The following is a 13,448-nucleotide window of genomic DNA, read 5'->3' on the forward strand; positions in this document are numbered from 1 at the left end:
GCCTAAGTTGCCACCCCAAGAGGGGGGCTTAAGATGGATTTCACAAACGTAAACGCGCGCGGCCTTGTGCTATTGGGCTGTGGCAAGATGGGTTCAGCGATGCTGGCTGGTTGGCTGGCTGACGGCCTTTCTCCTGCTGCGGTGCATGTGATTGACCCGGCTCCCTCAGACTGGCTGAAGGCCCAAGGCGTTGGCATTAACGGTTCGCTGCCGCGCTCCCCCGCGGTTGCCATAATCGCGGTGAAGCCGCAGATGATGGGTGAGGCGCTGCCTCAGCTGCAATCCCTTGAGAATACCCTGCTTTTGTCTATCGCTGCGGGTACCTCTATTGCCGTGTTTGCACAACATTTCCCCGGTGCCGCCATCGTGCGTGCCATGCCGAACACCCCTGCCGCCATTGGGCAGGGTATCAGTGCGATGGTCGGAAATGCTGCCACAACTGCGGATGATCTGGACATGGCCGAGGGCATTTTGCGCGCCGTTGGCGAGGTAGTGCGCCTTGATGCTGAGGATCAAATCGATGCAGTGACGGGGCTGTCAGGATCAGGCCCAGCCTATGTGTTCCACTTGATCGAGGCTATGGCAGAAGCAGGCGTGGCGCAGGGGCTAGATCCGGAACTGGCTCTTAAACTCGCGACCCACACCGTGGCTGGGGCCGGAGCATTGGCCATCGCCTCGGACGAGCCCCCCGCACAGTTACGCATCAACGTGACCTCGCCTAACGGGACGACCCAGGCTGGGTTGGAGGTGCTGATGCCAGAATTACCCAACCTGATCGCACGCACTGTGTCCGCCGCGACTTCACGCTCCAAAGAGCTTAAGGGGTAGGGCATGACCGACCTCAGCTTTGACGATTTTCAAAAGGTTGATATTCGCGTGGGCCAGATTGTCCGCGCAGAACCCTACCCCGAGGCGCGCAAGCCCGCGATTAAGGTCTGGGTCGATTTCGGACCTGAGATCGGTGAGAAAAAGAGCTCTGCTCAGATCACCAAACACTACGCACCAGAGGATCTGCCGGGCCGCAAAGTGATGGCAGTCGTTAACTTTCCACCGCGACAGATCGGAAAATTCATGTCCGAAGTTCTAGTGCTTGGGGTGCCGGATGAGGACGGAGAGGTGGTGTTGCTAACCCCCGACAAAGACGTGCCAATTGGCGGAAGGATGTACTGATGAAACTGCTTATTTCTCGGCGTTTACCTGAGTCAAATATGGCTGAGATTGAGGGTGATGCGCGCTTTGATGTCACCACCCGGACGACGACGCAACCGATGTCGCGCGATGAATGTGTGGCCGCTTTGGCTGACTATGACATCATCTTGCCGACGCTCGGTGATCTGTTTTCTGCCGCTGTTTTTGAGGCGGCAAATGCCATTCGGTGTAAACTGTTGGCGAATTTTGGTGTCGGGTATAATCACATCGATGTTGCTGCCGCGCGGGCCCACGGGATTGAGGTGACGAACACGCCGGGTGCTGTAACCGATGCGACAGCGGATATTGCGTTAACCCTGATGCTGATGACCGCGCGTCGTGCTGGCGAGGGGGAGCGGATGTTGCGCGCCGACGGCTGGGACGGCTGGCACCCTACCCAGATGCTGGGGTTTCACCTAAGTGGCAAAAGGCTGGGAGTGATTGGCATGGGCCGGATCGGGCAAGCCATTGCGCATCGCTGTCGTGCGGGATTTGGCATGGACGTAGTCTATTATAATCGTTCAAAAAAACCGGTTGAGGGTGCGCGGCAACTCCCGAGTGTTGAGGACGTGTGCGCGCGGGCCGATGTTGTCGTGATGGCAGTTCCGGGCGGGGCAGAGACGCACCATCTGATGGATGAGGCGATGTTTGCTGCGATGCAGTCACATGCACTTTTTGTGAATATTGCACGGGGTGATGTGGTGGACGAAGCGGCCCTTGTGGCCGCACTTCAGGCCAAACAGATCGCTGGTGCGGGCTTAGACGTTTACGAATTTGAACCAAAGGTTCCAGCGGCCCTCAAAGCTATGGATAACGTGGTTTTGCTGCCCCATCTGGGCACCGCTGCTTTGGAAGTGCGTGAAGATATGGGGCGTATGGCATTGGCCAACGTGATGGCGTTCGCTTCGGCAAAGCCGGTGCTAAACGCGGTCTAACGCTTTGTAGCTTCGCGAAAATGTCGTCGGCAAAGAGAGACGTAACGCTCATTGCCGCCGACCTCAATTTGCGCGCCTTCGGTAAGGGCGCGACCCTCTGCGTCGGTCCGGATAACCATCGTGGCCTTGCGTCCACAATGGCAAATCGTCCGGACCTCACGCATTTCGTCCGCAAGAGCAAGAAGTGCCGCCGAGCCGGGAAACAATTCCCCGCGAAAGTCGACGCGTAGTCCGTAGCACATCACCGGGATGCCCAGATCATCTACTGCGCGTGCAATTTGCCAAACCTGTTCGCGCGTTAGCCATTGGGCTTCATCGACCAGCACACAGGCACAAGGGCCTTGGGTGAGTCGGTCTTGGATTATTTCAAATATATCAGTTGCTTGATCATAAATATCAGCCTTTGCCTCAATCCCGATCCGGGAGCCAATCACGCCGACATCACCAGCACGATCATCAAAGTTCGCAGTCAGCAGATAGGTCTGCATGCCGCGTTCAATGTAATTATACGACGCCTGCAACAGCAAAGTTGATTTGCCGGCATTCATGGTGGAATAGTTGAAGTAGAGCTTGGCCATATGGGTTTATCCGTGGCCGAGAGGCAAGGTTCAAGGGACTTTTACCTCCACTTCATTCAAGTTAACGCGCAGCCATCTAGTGCTTGGTTAACACGACCGAGCCCACGGAATAACCCGCGCCAAATGAACAAATGAGCCCACGATCGCCTGTGGTCATATCGCTTGAGTGTTTTGAAAATGCGATGATCGAACCTGCTGACGACGTGTTGGCATAATCCTGAAGGATGTTGGGCTGCTCACTGGGATCAGGTGTGCGGCCAAGGACCTTTTTACCAATGAAGTCGTTCATCGTTTTGTTGGCTTGATGCAGCCAAAGCCGTTTGAGATCAGAGGCTTGCACGCCTTCGTCAGCCATGTGCGCTTTGATGTGTGCCGAGACCAAAGGCAGCACTTCCTTGAAGACTTTGCGACCGTTTTGCATGAACTGCATGTCCCGCCGATCTTCCATTTGATCGTGTGCGCGACGGAGAAACCCGTTGTTGTTGCGGATGTTATTCGAGAACTCAGTCGCGCAGCGTGTGCTGTCGATCCGAAAGCCTGAGGTTGCGTCGGCCTCAAGCACGAGCGCAGTTGCGACGTCGCCAAAGATGAAGTGACAGTCGCGGTCGCGCCATTCGAGGTGTGCGGAGCAGATTTCAGGACAGATGACCAAGGCTTTGGAAACACTGCCTGATTTTATCATGTCTGCCGCAGCTTGCAGCCCGAACGTAGCCGACGAGCATGCGACGTTCATGTCAAATGCAAAGCCCCCGGTACCCAGCAGTTGCTGGATCTCGATCGCGACGGCTGGATAGGCGCGTTCGTGATTAGACGCTGCACAGATTACAAGGTCTACGTCCGCAGGATTAGTCCCTGCCATATTGAGTGCTGTGCGTGCAGCGTCTATCCCCATTTCGGCCATTTGGCCCGGTGCATCGTCTGGCCGCGGTGCGATCTGTGGAAACATGCGATCTGGGTCAAGAACGCCATTTTTATCAACAACATACCGTTGGTTGATCCCTGAGGCGGAGGTAATGAAGTCGGCGCTAGAGTGTGCGATTGCCTCTATCTTGCCGGCCGCGATTGCCTCTGCTTGCTTCTCATTTTGGGCATCGGCAAACGCGTTGAAGGCAACGACCAATTCATCATTCGTAATGATTTGAGAGGGCGTGAAAACCCCGTGTCCGGTGATGGAAACTGACCGCATTTGACCCCTCCGCCTGTGTTTCGATCAACTGCGAGGAAAGGGAGGGGCAGGTCAACAAAGACGCTACGGAAGAGCGATTTTGACACTAGGTGCCTTGCGGTGTGCTGGGGCACCCCGCGCATTAAGGGGTGCCCAAAAGTATCAAAAAATGCGGCGCCTTTACTGCAGCGAGCGGACCCCAACGTCCCCTTCGTCCCGCGCTTTGATCGCCAAAGCGGCTGCGTGGCTGCCAGCAAGCGTGGTGTAGTAGGGGATCTTGTCCATCAAGGCGACGTTGCGCATTGAGCGTGAGTCTTCAACCGCTTGCGCGCCTTCGGTCGTGTTCATGACCAAGTCGACTTCGCCGTCCTTCATGACGTCAACGATTGTGCGTCCGCCTTCATATGCCTTGTTCACGCGGGTTGACGCGATGCCATGGTCGGCGAGGAATTTGGCTGTGCCATCCGTTGCGAGGATCGTGAAATCCTTTTCCGCAAGCACGCGCGCGGTTTCAATCAGTTGCTCGGTTTTGTCTTCGGGTTTGATCGACATAAACACGGTGCCGGTCTTGGGAAGCTCAACGCCCGCGCCCATCTGTGCCTTTAGGAACGCCCTTGGGAAAGAGCGATCCCAGCCCATAACTTCACCGGTCGAGCGCATTTCTGGACCCAAAATCGTATCAACACCGGGGAAGCGTGCGAAGGGCAGCACAGCTTCTTTGACCGAGAACCACGGTGTGTTTGGGTCGGCCAATGTCATCGGGTCGGGCAGGGGAACGTGTTCGCCCGTTGCCGCGTCATCTGCATAGGGTGCGCGCAGCGGGAAGTTGGAGAGCGGCTCACCCGCCATGAGGCGTGCGGCGATCGAGGCAATCGCACTGTCCACGGCTTTGGCCACGAAGGGCACAGTGCGCGATGCCCGTGGGTTAACCTCAATCAGGTAAATGTCGCTGCCTTTGACTGCGAACTGGATGTTCATCAAACCGACAACGCGAAGTGCCAGCGCGAGATCAACAGTTTGGCGGCGAATTTCATCAAGGATGTCAGCGGACAGCGAATGTGGGGGCAGCGAACATGCGCTGTCGCCGGAGTGTACGCCGGCTTCTTCGATGTGCTGCATGATGCCTGCGACGTGGACGTTTTCACCGTCAGACAGGGCGTCAACATCCACCTCAATCGCGCCGGATAGATAGCTGTCCAGCAGCACGGGGCTGTCACCAGAGACAACCACAGCCTCTGCAATGTACCGCTCCAGCTGGGCGGTATCGCGGACGATTTCCATCGCGCGGCCACCCAAAACATAGGACGGGCGGATCACCAGCGGATAGCCAAGCTCTTCGGCGCGGATCCGGGCTTCGTCATCACTGGACGCGATCGCGTTGCGCGGCTGCTTGAGGCCCAGACGGTTCACAAGCTCTTGGAAACGCTCACGGTCTTCTGCAAGGTCAATGGCGTCGGGGGTGGTGCCCAGAATGGGAATGCCCGCTTCATTCAGTGCGTTGGCCAGTTTCAGCGGGGTTTGACCCCCGAACTGTACGATCACACCGTGCAGCGTGCCGTTGTCTTGTTCAACACGCAGGATTTCCATCACGTGTTCAAACGTCAGAGGTTCAAAATACAGACGATCCGAAGTGTCGTAGTCAGTCGAGACTGTCTCGGGGTTGCAGTTGATCATGATCGTCTCATAGCCCTGATCGCTCAGCGCGAAACAGGCGTGACAACAGCAATAATCGAACTCAATGCCTTGGCCGATACGGTTCGGACCACCGCCGAGGATGACAACCTTTTTGGCGTCGCTAGGGCGGGCCTCACACTCTGGCTCACCCATGACAGGTGTCTCATAGGTGGAGTACATGTAAGGCGTTTGAGCCTCAAACTCAGCGGCACAAGTATCAATGCGTTTGAACTGTGCAGTAACACCAAGGTTAAGGCGCGCGCGGCGGACGTTATCTTCGGTCCGGCCGGTCAGTTTGGCGAGGCGGGCATCGGTGAAGCCCATCATTTTGAGCGCCCGCAAAGGTGCATCAGTGACAGGCAAGCCATTTTTGCGGACCTCAGCTTCGGCATCGACGATTTCACGGATGCGGTCTAGGAACCATGGGTCAAACGCTGTGACGGCTTGGATTTCGTCATTCGACAGGCCTTCGCGCATCGCTTGAGCGATCACACGGATGCGGTCAGGTGTTTGGCGCGACAGCTCTCGCTTGATGCCCGCAACGTCCGTGCCGATATCGATTTCGTCAAAACCGGTTAGGCCAGATTCCATCGAGGCCAATGCCTTTTGCATCGATTCGTGAATCGTGCGGCCAATAGCCATCGTCTCACCCACGGATTTCATCGCGGTCGTGAGAAGCGGTTCAGAGCCGGGGAATTTTTCGAACGCGAACTTGGGGATTTTTGTGACGACATAATCGATGGTCGGCTCGAACGAGGCCGGTGTGACCTTGGTGATGTCGTTATCCAGCTCGTCCAACGTGTAGCCCACGGCGAGCTTCGCTGCGATCTTAGCGATGGGAAAACCCGTCGCCTTGGAGGCCAACGCCGAAGAGCGCGACACGCGGGGGTTCATTTCGATGACAACCATGCGGCCGTCGGCTGGGTTTACGGCCCATTGCACGTTGGAACCACCAGTTTCGACGCCAATTTCGCGCAGCACGTTGATCGAGTGCGTGCGCATCAGTTGGTATTCTTTGTCCGTCAGCGTCAGGGCCGGGGCCACAGTAATACTGTCGCCAGTGTGCACGCCCATGGGGTCCACGTTTTCGATGGAGCAGACGATGATCGCGTTGTCAGCGGTATCCCGCACAACTTCCATCTCGTATTCTTTCCAACCCAAAAGGCTCTGATCCACAAGGATTTGCGCCATGGGAGAGGCCTCAAGCCCGCTCCGGCAGATGGCCTCATAATCGGCGCGGTTGTAGGCCACGCCGCCGCCAGTACCACCCAATGTAAAGGCAGGACGAATGATGGCGGGCAGGCCGATATGTTCCAGCGCGTCGAGGGCCTCTGCCACGCCAGAGGCGATGTCGTACTTGCCGTTATCCTTCTTGGGAGCGGCGACGATGGTGGCTTTGGGGTTCTCGATGCCGAGACGGTCCATCGCTTCGCGGAACAATTTGCGATCTTCCGCCATTTCGATGGCTGCGCGCTTGGCGCCAATCAGCTCGACGCCAAATTTCTCTAGTACGCCCATATCGTCCAGCGCGAGCGAGGTGTTCAGCCCAGTCTGCCCGCCCATTGTTGGCAGTAGCGCGTCGGGACGCTCTTTCTCGATGATCTTGGCGACAACTTCGGGCGTGATCGGCTCAATGTAAGTCGCATCCGCAAGGCCGGGGTCGGTCATGATGGTCGCTGGGTTCGAGTTCACGAGGATGACTCGGTAGCCTTCTTCGCGGAGTGCCTTACAGGCCTGAGCGCCGGAGTAGTCAAACTCGCAGGCCTGCCCAATCACGATGGGGCCTGCACCGATGATCATGATGGATGAAATATCGGTACGTTTGGGCATAGTGGGCTCTCCGGACGAAGTTGAGGCAGCGGTGGCGGCAAATTGACTGCGTTATAGGCATGGGTGGAATGGACGCAAGGGGGGAACGCGCGATTTGGCTAACAGCCTGTGCGTGTATGCGGGCCGATGGGCTAGGGCTGGTCTTGGCTTGGCTCGGGGCGGGGTGTTTGCACCGATGATTGAGGTGCATTCCAAAGTGCGTTCACCTCGGCCCCCAGCAGGATGATAAACGCCGACAGCCAAAACCAAGTCAGTAGGACGATCACGCCCCCAAGCGCGCCAAAGCTTTGGTTATAAGACGCAAAGTTGCCAGCATAGAACGCAAAGACGGCAGACCCGGCCAGCCATAGCACGCAGGCCACGCCAGCCCCGCGCAGCGAGGCGCGTGTTGCAAAAGGCTGCGTCGGGCCAAAACGGTAAAGCCCGGTCAGCCCAGCAAGGATTACAATCACCATTAGTCCCCATACCAAGACCGCGCCCCAGGGGCCGAATTCGATCACCGGCCCCAAGAGCGCGACTGCAGCGGGCACTAATAATGTCGCCGAAAGACCCAGCACCGCCCCGAGAATCAGTGCCACCGTTAGCGCCAGCCGAGTGGCGGTTTTGGCGACAAAGCCCCGTGTCTCGATCGTCCCGTGCGCGGCGTTCAACCCCTGCATCAGTCCTGCAACCCCGCGCGAGCTGGAATACAGTGCTACGCCCAGCCCGACCCATGCCGCGACCTCTAGCCCCAGCCCATCGCCGCCTGCCACTGCAGTGGCTTGGCTCATCACGATGTTGATCGCGTCCTCGGGGATGATGTCTGTGAACAGATCTACTTGCGCTAAAATCTGATCAGGCTCGATCAACAACCCACCCAAGGCGAGGCCTGCCGTGATTGCCGGAAACAATGCGAGCAGCCCATAAAACGCCACACCCGCTGAAATCAGCGCGATGCGATGTTCTGCCAGCCGCGTGTTGAGGGTCCAGATGAACAAAGCCCCGCGTTTCAGCCGATCTAGTGTGTCGCGATCAAACATATGCAACATGGTTGCCTGATCGGCTCGGGCCGCTCAAGTGAAGTATTTATGCTGTTGGCACTATTTCGTACCGGCGGGCTGGATGTTGATTGGCGCAGGCTTTCAATTTGTGGACGACATAGTCAGGTCGAGTAAGGCGTTGGTATAGCAGGGTCAAAACGGCTGCATGCCCATCGCACAGGGGAGCATCTGCGACCTCGTCGCGCACGATGGGTTATTGGCAGTTTGTAGGCGGATGGGTGAGTGGTTGATTATATTGAACCACCCCGAGCCAATGAACGGCCACGCATGATGCTGGATAGAATTTGTCAAAAGCCGCGCTGCTATTCTTTACAGGGCCATAGATAGTGCCAAAGCGCCTTGTGCGCATGAAATCCACGATAATTCTGCGTCACCTAGCCCAGCAAAGGCGCACGAACCATGGCAGCTGGGGCCATGATAGGCGCAGCGAAAATGTACCCAGAAAAGTCGCAAATCTCGACCTTATCCTGCATTTCCTGAAAGAGGGGTTTAAGGGGGCACGGCGCCGACACCGTCCAGTTCGAAAAGTCATGCTGCCAATAACACGATGATCGGTACCTCGGTGTAATGTCGGTTTCAGGCAGCAGGCGTCATCTTTCTATTCAATGCGTGTTTCTTTGACGTTACTCCTTTTTGTTCCCTAAATACCTCCCGCCGGAGGCTTCCGAGAGCCCAGATACCCCGACGCCGCTTGACATCTGGGCGCGCGCGCGGTGTATCGGCCCGACCCCGCACCCGGACATCCAACGGAGCCTGACATGCACGCCTACCGCACCCATTCTTGTGCTGATTTGACCAAAGCTAACGAAGGCGACACGGTCCGCCTCTCTGGTTGGGTACACCGTATCCGCGACCACGGCGGCGTGCTTTTCATCGATTTGCGCGATCACTACGGCATGACACAGCTTCTGTGCGATCCCGACAGCCCTGTATTCTCAGACGTGGAAAAGCTCCGTTCTGAGTTTTGTATTCGGATCGACGGCAACGTAAAGGCGCGCGACGCGAGCTTGATCAATCCAAAGCTGCCCACCGGTGAAGTCGAAGTCTATATCCGTGACGTCGAAGTTCTGGGCGGCGCGGGCGAGCTGCCACTCATGGTCTTCGGTGACCAAGAATACCCCGAAGAGACGCGTCTCAAATACCGCTTCCTTGATCTGCGCCGTGAAAAGATGCAGCGCAACATGACGCTTCGTTCGGACGTTGTGTCCTCCATCCGCAAGCGTATGTGGAATGACAACTTCCGCGAATACCAGACGCCAATCATCACCGCCTCCAGCCCCGAAGGCGCGCGTGATTTTCTGGTTCCCTCGCGCCTGCACCCCGGCAAATTCTATGCCCTGCCACAGGCTCCGCAGCAATTCAAACAGCTGCTCATGGTCTCGGGCTTCGACAAGTATTTCCAGATTGCGCCCTGTTTCCGCGACGAAGACCCCCGCGCCGATCGTTCGCCAACGGACTTCTACCAACTCGACCTTGAGATGTCCTTTGTGGAACAGCAGGACGTGTTCGATGTGATCCAGCCGGTCATCCAAGGCGTGTTTGAGGAATTCGGCGGCGGCCGTAAGGTCGACACAGTTTGGGAACAGATCAGCTATCGTGATGCGGCCCTTTGGTACGGCACCGACAAGCCTGACCTGCGTAACCCAATTAAAATGCAGGACGTGTCTGAGCACTTCCGCGGTTCCGGTTTTGCGATCTTTGCTAAGCTGCTTGAGCAGGACGGTACCGAAATCCGGGCCATTCCTGCACCCACGGGTGGCTCGCGCAAATTCTGTGATCGGATGAATGCCTTTGCCCAAAAAGAAGGTTTGCCCGGCATGGGCTACATCTTCTGGCGCGATCAGGGCCAAGGCATGGAGGCCGCTGGCCCCTTGGCGAAAAACATCGGCCCTGAGCGTACGGAAGCTATCCGTGAGCAGCTCGGTCTGGGTGTCGGCGATGCAGCGTTCTTCCTTGGTGGCAAGGCCAGCGCGTTTGAACGCGTTGCTGGCAAGGCGCGTACAACCATCGGTGACGAACTGGGCCTAACGGATCAAGATCGCTTTGCATTCGCGTGGATCGTGGACTTCCCGATGTACGAGGCGGACGAAGAAACCGGCAAGATCGATTTCTCGCACAACCCGTTCTCCATGCCCCAAGGCGGCATGGCTGCGCTCGAAAACGATCCGCTGAACGTTTTAGGCTATCAGTATGACCTGGCGTGTAACGGCTACGAACTGGTGTCTGGCGCGATCCGGAACCACCAGCCTGAGATCATGTTCAAAGCGTTTGAACTGGCGGGTTACGGCGCGGACGAAGTGCGCAAACGGTTTGGCGGGATGGTTAACGCGTTCCAATACGGCGCCCCTCCGCACGGCGGTTGTGCTGCCGGGATCGACCGGATCGTGATGCTGTTGGCGGATGAGGCGAACATTCGCGAAGTCATCCTATTCCCAATGAACCAGCGGGCCGAGGATTTGATGATGTCGGCGCCGTCCGAGCCTTTGCCGGATCAGCTGATGGAACTGGGCCTGCGGGTTATTCCGCAAGACTAAGCCAGCCCCTTACAGAATATTCAAAAGCGTCCGCCTTAATGTCGGGCGCTTTTTTCGTTTTGACCCGTCTTACACGGCTTGCTTGTGTTCCAGCCGCTTGGCGATGAGGCGGCGCAAACGCTCTCGGGCTTCGGGCGACATTTCATAGGCTTCGGCTTCGCGTAGCAGATCGTCGTCGTGGCCGGTACGCGCCACACCCTTCAGGAAGCCAGAGATAAAACTGGCGGGCACACCCTCATCGTCCATTAGCTTGGCTACATGGGCGAGGTCTTCATCCATCGCAAAGCTATCCGGTGTCACGGTGTCCGAACTGGCTGCGGGCGCGGCCTTTGGTCTGTCTTCCTCTGGGATATGTTTGAGAATTTCTTGCTGAAAGACCGCAAGGCTTTCGATCGGTTTGGGCAAAAAACCATCCGCTCCGGCCTCAATTGATGCAAATTCCGATTCTTCGCGGTGATTGCCAGAGGTCGCCAAGACAATTGGAGGACGTTGGTTCGCGTGATCCAAAGTGCGGATAAGCTCTAGCCCCGATCCATCAGGCAGTCCGAGATCAATGATGGCAACGGTCGGTCGGTATGTGGTCAGGTGCCGTCGCGCAGCGGCCAAAGAGTCGGCTCGTCGGATGCGCGCGCCGGACCGTAGGCACAATAATCGCAGCGCCTCAGAGGCAAATCGGCTGTCTTCGACGATCAAGACAGTCACACCCAGTAGGGGCCGCAAAGGGGTGGGACGCGGCACGTTTAGTTTTAGGTCTGAGAGGTCATCCATTGGTTTTCTCCGAATCCTTTGAACCTAGAAAACGCCTTTAGGCCTAACAACCGGTAAACAAGCGCCAGAAATCCTTGCTAGCGTGCACAAGCGGGGTCTTGTTCAGGGGGCTTTGGGGGGCCATAACCTGATCAAAGCTATAAGGAGTTTCCCATGATCGGTCGTTTGAACCACGTTGCTATTGCTGTGCCAGATCTTGAGGCGGCGGCCGCCCAGTACCGTGATGTCCTTGGTGCCAAAGTGAATTCCCCACAGGATGAACCAGATCACGGGGTCACGGTTGTTTTTATCGAACTGCCCAACACCAAGATTGAGCTTTTGCATCCGCTGGGCGAAAACAGCCCCATCCAAGGGTTTCTAGATAAAAATCCGTCTGGCGGCATTCATCATATTTGCTACGAAGTTGACGATATCCTCGCAGCGCGCGACCAGTTGCAGGCGTCAGGCGCGCGTGTTCTTGGCTCGGGTGAGCCTAAAATCGGGGCGCACGGGAAGCCTGTCTTGTTCCTTCATCCCAAGGACTTCACAGGAACTCTAGTTGAATTGGAACAAGTCTGATGGGCGTTTTCAGCGGAATTGTTCTGTATGCGGTGATCTGGTTCATCACGTTGCTGATCGTGCTGGTCATCCGTCAGCCTTCGCAGGCTGAGGATGGGCCCGTTGTGCCCGGCACCCATGCTGGCGCGCCAGCCGACCCACAACTGCGCAAGCGCTTTTTCTTGACGACCGTCATCGCGTTCGCACTGTGGTTGCCGCTTGTGATGACGATTTTATCCGGGGGCATTACGCTGGCTGATATTGACTTGTTCACGCGCTTTGGCGGCGGGGGCCAACCCTATGGAACAAGTGAGTAAAGGCGGCCGCACCAATCACTGGAACCAATAGGTTCAGCATGGGCACCGTTAACGGCACGGCCATGACCACGCCCAAAGCCCAGATGGAAAACCGATTGCGGCGGCGAAATGCGTTCGCCTCCGCCCGAGGCAAACGCCGCAAGGCTACCATCTGTGCGTATTCACGCCCCAAAAGCACACCGTTCACGCCCCAAAATATCACGGGTGCAAGCGGCGCGAACAACAGATAAGCCAGCAGCGCCAGCAGGTTCACACCGAGGATTAGCCCCAAAAAGCCAATCGAGTCGCGGATTGCTGTGGCCAATGGTGCGCCTGTGGCTGGTGGCAATCCTGGGTAATGACGATCTTCTACCGCGTCTGCGATCCGCTCGAGAAAAATGCCTGTAAAGGCCGAGGCAACGGGCACCATTAGAAACACCGACAGCACCATTACCACCGGGACAGAGGCCCAGCCTGCCGCCTCTGCCAGCCAAGTCACTTCACCGATCCAAGGCAGGCTGACAGACGGTCCAATGAGCCACTGCACGCCTGTGATGAACAGAAAGCTGAAACCAATCAGCAAAGCCAATGCTAGGCCAACGCCCAACACCAAGACATTGCGAAAACGCGGATCCGGAAGCTGAGCAATCGCCTTGGTGACGTCGCTGATCATGCGCTGAGCCATGTGGTTATGGCGGCCATGTCGGGACGTGGCCGTTCGGGTGGGCGCGCACCTTCGCTACCCAAATAGACGTATCCTGCAACCCATTCATGTGCCGCAAGCCCCAGTCCTTCGCTCAGAAAATCGCGGTCTGTGGCCATCCAATTCGTTAGCCAAGATGCCCCCCATGCGTGTTTCGCGGGATGGTGGGCACAGATTTCATCTGATCGTGGGCAGTGATT

12 protein-coding genes and 1 pseudogene are annotated in these 13,448 nt (G+C 57.1%); 6 read left to right on the top strand and 7 right to left on the bottom strand.

Annotated elements, in window-relative coordinates:
• Positions 1 to 33: 33 nt before the first annotated feature.
• Genes proC through AC4GMC_RS14020 form a run of 3 tightly spaced genes read left to right on the top strand, consistent with a single transcriptional unit; the run spans position 34 to position 2,123 of the window.
• Positions 34 to 828, top strand: coding sequence for a pyrroline-5-carboxylate reductase (gene proC, locus AC4GMC_RS14010; protein ID WP_487876979.1), 795 nt, complete (start codon positions 34 to 36; stop codon positions 826 to 828).
• A gap of 3 nt (positions 829 to 831) precedes the next feature.
• Positions 832 to 1,170 carry a tRNA-binding protein gene (locus AC4GMC_RS14015; RefSeq protein ID WP_487876978.1) on the top strand — a complete coding sequence of 113 codons (339 nt, stop codon included), beginning with the start codon at positions 832 to 834 and terminating at the stop codon, positions 1,168 to 1,170.
• Positions 1,170 to 2,123: a 2-hydroxyacid dehydrogenase gene (locus AC4GMC_RS14020; RefSeq protein WP_487876977.1), complete on the top strand. Its 954-nt coding sequence runs from the start codon at positions 1,170 to 1,172 to the stop codon at positions 2,121 to 2,123. The genes AC4GMC_RS14015 and AC4GMC_RS14020 overlap by 1 nt, the downstream gene beginning before the upstream one ends.
• On the opposite strand, the gene AC4GMC_RS14025 is transcribed toward AC4GMC_RS14020, so the two are convergent.
• From AC4GMC_RS14025 to AC4GMC_RS14040, 4 genes are all read right to left on the bottom strand, one after another.
• Positions 2,120 to 2,701 (bottom strand): thymidine kinase, encoded by a 582-nt coding sequence (locus AC4GMC_RS14025; RefSeq protein ID WP_487876976.1) that lies wholly within the window; start codon positions 2,699 to 2,701, stop codon positions 2,120 to 2,122. The genes AC4GMC_RS14020 and AC4GMC_RS14025 overlap by 4 nt on opposite strands.
• Before the next feature lie 76 nt (positions 2,702 to 2,777).
• Complete coding sequence (locus AC4GMC_RS14030) at positions 2,778 to 3,887, bottom strand: beta-ketoacyl-ACP synthase III (protein WP_487880240.1); 1,110 nt, start codon at positions 3,885 to 3,887, stop codon at positions 2,778 to 2,780.
• A 159-nt stretch (positions 3,888 to 4,046) separates the two neighbouring features.
• Positions 4,047 to 7,370 carry a carbamoyl-phosphate synthase large subunit gene (gene carB / locus AC4GMC_RS14035; protein WP_487878055.1) on the bottom strand — a complete coding sequence of 1,108 codons (3,324 nt, stop codon included), beginning with the start codon at positions 7,368 to 7,370 and terminating at the stop codon, positions 4,047 to 4,049.
• A 131-nt stretch (positions 7,371 to 7,501) separates the two neighbouring features.
• Entirely contained in the window at positions 7,502 to 8,398 is an 897-nt protein-coding gene (locus AC4GMC_RS14040) for a YihY/virulence factor BrkB family protein (protein ID WP_487878054.1), read from the bottom strand.
• A gap of 770 nt (positions 8,399 to 9,168) precedes the next feature.
• On the opposite strand from AC4GMC_RS14040, the gene aspS reads away from it, so the two are divergent.
• Positions 9,169 to 10,944, top strand: coding sequence for an aspartate--tRNA ligase (gene aspS, locus AC4GMC_RS14045; protein WP_487878394.1), 1,776 nt, complete (start codon positions 9,169 to 9,171; stop codon positions 10,942 to 10,944).
• A gap of 69 nt (positions 10,945 to 11,013) precedes the next feature.
• Here the strand turns inward: aspS and AC4GMC_RS14050 are convergent, their stop codons facing one another.
• Entirely contained in the window at positions 11,014 to 11,712 is a 699-nt protein-coding gene (locus AC4GMC_RS14050; RefSeq protein WP_487878393.1) for a response regulator, read from the bottom strand.
• 153 nt (positions 11,713 to 11,865) lie between these two features.
• Between AC4GMC_RS14050 and mce the strand changes: the two genes are divergently transcribed.
• Positions 11,866 to 12,270, top strand: coding sequence for a methylmalonyl-CoA epimerase (mce, locus tag AC4GMC_RS14055; protein WP_487878392.1), 405 nt, complete (start codon positions 11,866 to 11,868; stop codon positions 12,268 to 12,270).
• Entirely contained in the window at positions 12,270 to 12,566 is a 297-nt protein-coding gene (locus AC4GMC_RS14060) for a DUF1467 family protein (RefSeq protein WP_487878391.1), read from the top strand. The genes mce and AC4GMC_RS14060 overlap by 1 nt, the downstream gene beginning before the upstream one ends.
• On the opposite strand, the gene AC4GMC_RS14065 is transcribed toward AC4GMC_RS14060, so the two are convergent.
• A complete protein-coding gene (locus AC4GMC_RS14065) occupies positions 12,520 to 13,218 on the bottom strand; it encodes an EI24 domain-containing protein (protein WP_487878390.1) in 699 nt (232 codons plus the stop codon). The genes AC4GMC_RS14060 and AC4GMC_RS14065 overlap by 47 nt on opposite strands.
• Positions 13,215 to 13,448 (bottom strand): annotated as a pseudogene (locus AC4GMC_RS14070) (hypothetical protein); the annotation flags it as partial. The gene AC4GMC_RS14065 and the pseudogene AC4GMC_RS14070, both read right to left, overlap by 4 nt.

It is taken from the genome of Thalassobacter sp., assembly GCF_982993085.1.